The organism is uncultured Gimesia sp., from assembly GCF_937919775.1.
In the GTDB taxonomy this organism is placed as follows: Bacteria; Planctomycetota; Planctomycetia; order Planctomycetales; family Planctomycetaceae; genus Gimesia.
In genome coordinates this window covers 1-3,076 of record NZ_CALFPF010000431.1, presented here as the reverse complement: position 1 = coordinate 3,076, position 3,076 = coordinate 1, and the positions used below count along the sequence as shown (strand labels likewise).

General features: G+C 50.7%; 3 protein-coding genes. 1 reads left to right on the top strand and 2 read right to left on the bottom strand.

The window, feature by feature from the left end; all coding sequences use genetic code 11:
- Window positions 1-1,040 (top strand): hypothetical protein (locus Q0294_RS12040; protein ID WP_299465370.1); only part of this gene is annotated, 1,040 nt, incomplete at its 5' end.
- Here the strand turns inward: Q0294_RS12040 and Q0294_RS12035 are convergent.
- Both Q0294_RS12035 and Q0294_RS12030 read right to left on the bottom strand, forming a co-directional pair.
- Window positions 1,000-1,812 carry a lysophospholipid acyltransferase family protein gene (locus Q0294_RS12035; protein ID WP_299465367.1) on the bottom strand — a complete coding sequence of 271 codons (813 nt, stop codon included), beginning with the start codon at window positions 1,810-1,812 and terminating at the stop codon, window positions 1,000-1,002. The two genes, Q0294_RS12040 and Q0294_RS12035, sit on opposite strands and share 41 nt — an antisense overlap.
- A 127-nt stretch (window positions 1,813-1,939) precedes the next feature.
- Window positions 1,940-3,055, bottom strand: a complete 1,116-nt coding sequence (locus tag Q0294_RS12030; protein ID WP_299465364.1) for a serine hydrolase domain-containing protein — start codon at window positions 3,053-3,055, stop codon at window positions 1,940-1,942.
- Window positions 3,056-3,076 lie beyond the last annotated feature (21 nt).

Below are 3,076 nucleotides of genomic sequence, written 5' to 3'. Positions count from 1 at the left end.
GTGGAACGATTCAGGGTATCTCAGCCAATACAAATCTGATCGATGCCGGCGATGACCAGTTTGTGTTACTCGCTCGAATTCAGTTTACACCGACCGCCAATGATCAGGTGAGTATTAATTATGACACTCAGAGTATTGGTCCTTACCAGGCTGAATTTTCGATTGATCAAACTGAATTGCAACTGGTTGATCAGGCCGAAAGTCTGATAGGAGAAATCAACTTCGCTGAAACAGAATTCTGGGCCGTTCCCTATGATGCCAACGATGATGACAAGATCAACTTTAAAGACCTGATGCTTTTCGCATCCGTTTATGGAGCCAATGTTTCAATTTCGAATTCCCCCTATGCCTGGGTGATGGACTTTAACCAATCGGGCACCGTGAACTTTAAAGACCTGATGCTGTTCGTTTCCAACTATGGGAAATCGAAAATCAACAATCCGAATGTAACTTTGCCTTCCGGCTATCCCAATGCCTGGACACCTCAAAACCTGATAGCGGCAGCGGTTTCTGATTTACAGCTACAACAAAGTGTAACTCCACTCACAACAGAAACGGCAAAATTGACTGCTGAAACGGCGATCCGGAACTATGCTGATACCGTTTCACCTGAAGAACAGATCAAACTCCGGGACACAAAGATCAAAGTCGTCGATCTCCCCGGTAATAAACTGGCGCAAGCGATGCCCGGCACGATTCTGCTTGATGTATCCGCAGCCGGTCAGGGATGGTTTGTTGACAGCAGCCCGTGGGAGCATTCTGAATTTCATACTGCAAATGGAACTGATTTTCGGGCATTCGATAACTCGGAAGCAGCCGGACGTATCGACTTGTTGACGATAATCTATCATGAATTAGAACACCTGCTGGGTCGCCAGCATGAAAAAACAGGTCTGATGAGACCCACGCTTTCAGCAGGCATCCGCCGACTGCCAGATGTAATTTCCCGCGCAGTAAATCAGCAGGCCCAGGAGAAATTACTGGAAACCGATCGGTTTTTCAGTTCGCTGAACGATAGCGATCTGCTGGCATTCGGATGAGGTGTGCGTTTTGATCAGGAGTGCTCTCACTTCCCAGGTATACCGTATCGCCGAGTTCTGCCAGCCGCTGCATCATGAACGTCGTGACTTCTTCCAGCAGTTCCCGCGAGACGCGGCGATTGTAATAGGCTGAAAGGTCAATCGAATCTCCATAGACCACGGAAGTCTCAGCAAATGAATAGAACGGTTCCACCATATTTTTTCCGCGGGGGGAATTATTAATATAAACAGGATAGACGGGAGCCTGCGAACGCAATGCCAGAAAGGCAATCCCGGAATTCGCATCTGCGATGGGCCGTTCTGCCTGAATTCCTCCCTCCGGAAAGACGCCGATCAATTCCCCCTGTTTCAGCTGGCGGAGCGCTTCGCGGACCGGCGCCACATCCTGGCCATTCCGGTCAACGGGAATCGCATGCATGGCCCGCGAGATCCAGCCAATTAATCCGGGCAGCTCGTAATATTCCCGTGCCATCAAAAAACGGATCGAGCGAATTTTTTTCTGTGGATTTCCCAGATGAGAGTTGTACCAGAGAATCATCGGATCAGCAGGACTACGATGATTGGCAATGATGATTGCCGCAGAGTCACCCGGAAAAGGACAACGACGGTTCCGTTTGATCCCCCACAGGCCGGGGGCATAGACGCGCGCAATCACAAATAGAATCCACGCCTGCCATCCATCGGGCAGTTTGACGGCCTGATAGACCATGATCGATAAGGCGACGAAAGCATAAACAACCAGTGTCAGAATGCCGGCGAGTTCTGGATTCATTTTCAAAATTCATACAAAATAAAACGGTCATCACCAAAGCAGACCGCTTTGGTTTTAGAGTCATCGAATTATACGCTGTATAAAAAAAAGTGGGCAAGATTAACTCTGCGGATTGGCTGCTGAACATCTACTGCCCAATGGTTGCAACGACTGTATTTGATATGCGGGCCAGATATTGACCGCGTGGCTCTTGAGGTTGTGTGGTCAGGATGATGGCGGATGCTTCCAGTTCCGGGTCAATCCACAACACCGTACCCGTTGCACCGGCATGTCCATAGGCAGCCGGAGAAAGTAAATCGCCATAATAATCGCTCTTCGCCGGAGCCACCATCTGCCAGCCGAGACCCCAGCCTTTTCCTTCTCGCGCAGCCACCGATAAGCCGGGGATTGCAGATAACTGATCACGGGTGGCTTCCTCAATCGTGCGCTGGGATAAAATCTGCTTTGAGTCGAAAGTGCCTCCCTGCTGCAGCATTTTGACTAACTTTTCCAGATCGGCCGGTGTCGTCAACAACCCGCCCCAGGGTGCGCCAAAACTCCTCCAGTAACGGCTGTTCCAGTCCCAGTGCGGTTCAATATCCAATTCTTCCGGGATTCGAATTTCGGTGATCCGGTCGACCTTTGGTTGATCGCCGTGATACCATGCTTCCGGAACCCCCAGCGCGGTGTCCGCCATTCCCAGCGGTGAAAATAAAACCTGCGCTAAATAATCCGCACAAGGCCGACCTGTAATCCGCTGGATGATCTCCCCCAGGATGGCGATCCCCGTACTCTGATATTGCACCATTCGACCGGGCGGTTCATCCGGAGAGAGCTCACAAATCTGTTTGACAAATTCGGAAAGGGGCGCGTGCTCGGAACGTAACTCACGATTATCAGGCAGCATGTCAGGCAGCCCGGAGGTGTGCGTCATCAGATGGCGGATTGTGATTCCATGTTTACCTGCGCAGCCGAATTCGGGAATAAATTGTTTTACCCGATCTCCCAGCAGCAATTCCCCTGCTTCGAGAAGCTTGAGCACGCCTAACACGACGATCGGTTTTGTAATCGAAGCCACTAAAAAGATGGCGTCTTCGCGGAGCGTGTCCCCGTTGTCGCTGAGACGCTGGCGTCCTTTAAAATAGCGACGTGAGGTCTCTCCCACGCTCACCTGCAACGCGACAGCAGGCACCTGGTCCGTATTACAAAAATGGTCAACCAGGTTTTCAACAGTCTGCCAGCGTTCGTCTTTGATTCGAGGCATTTTTTTTCAGCCGTAAAAAGT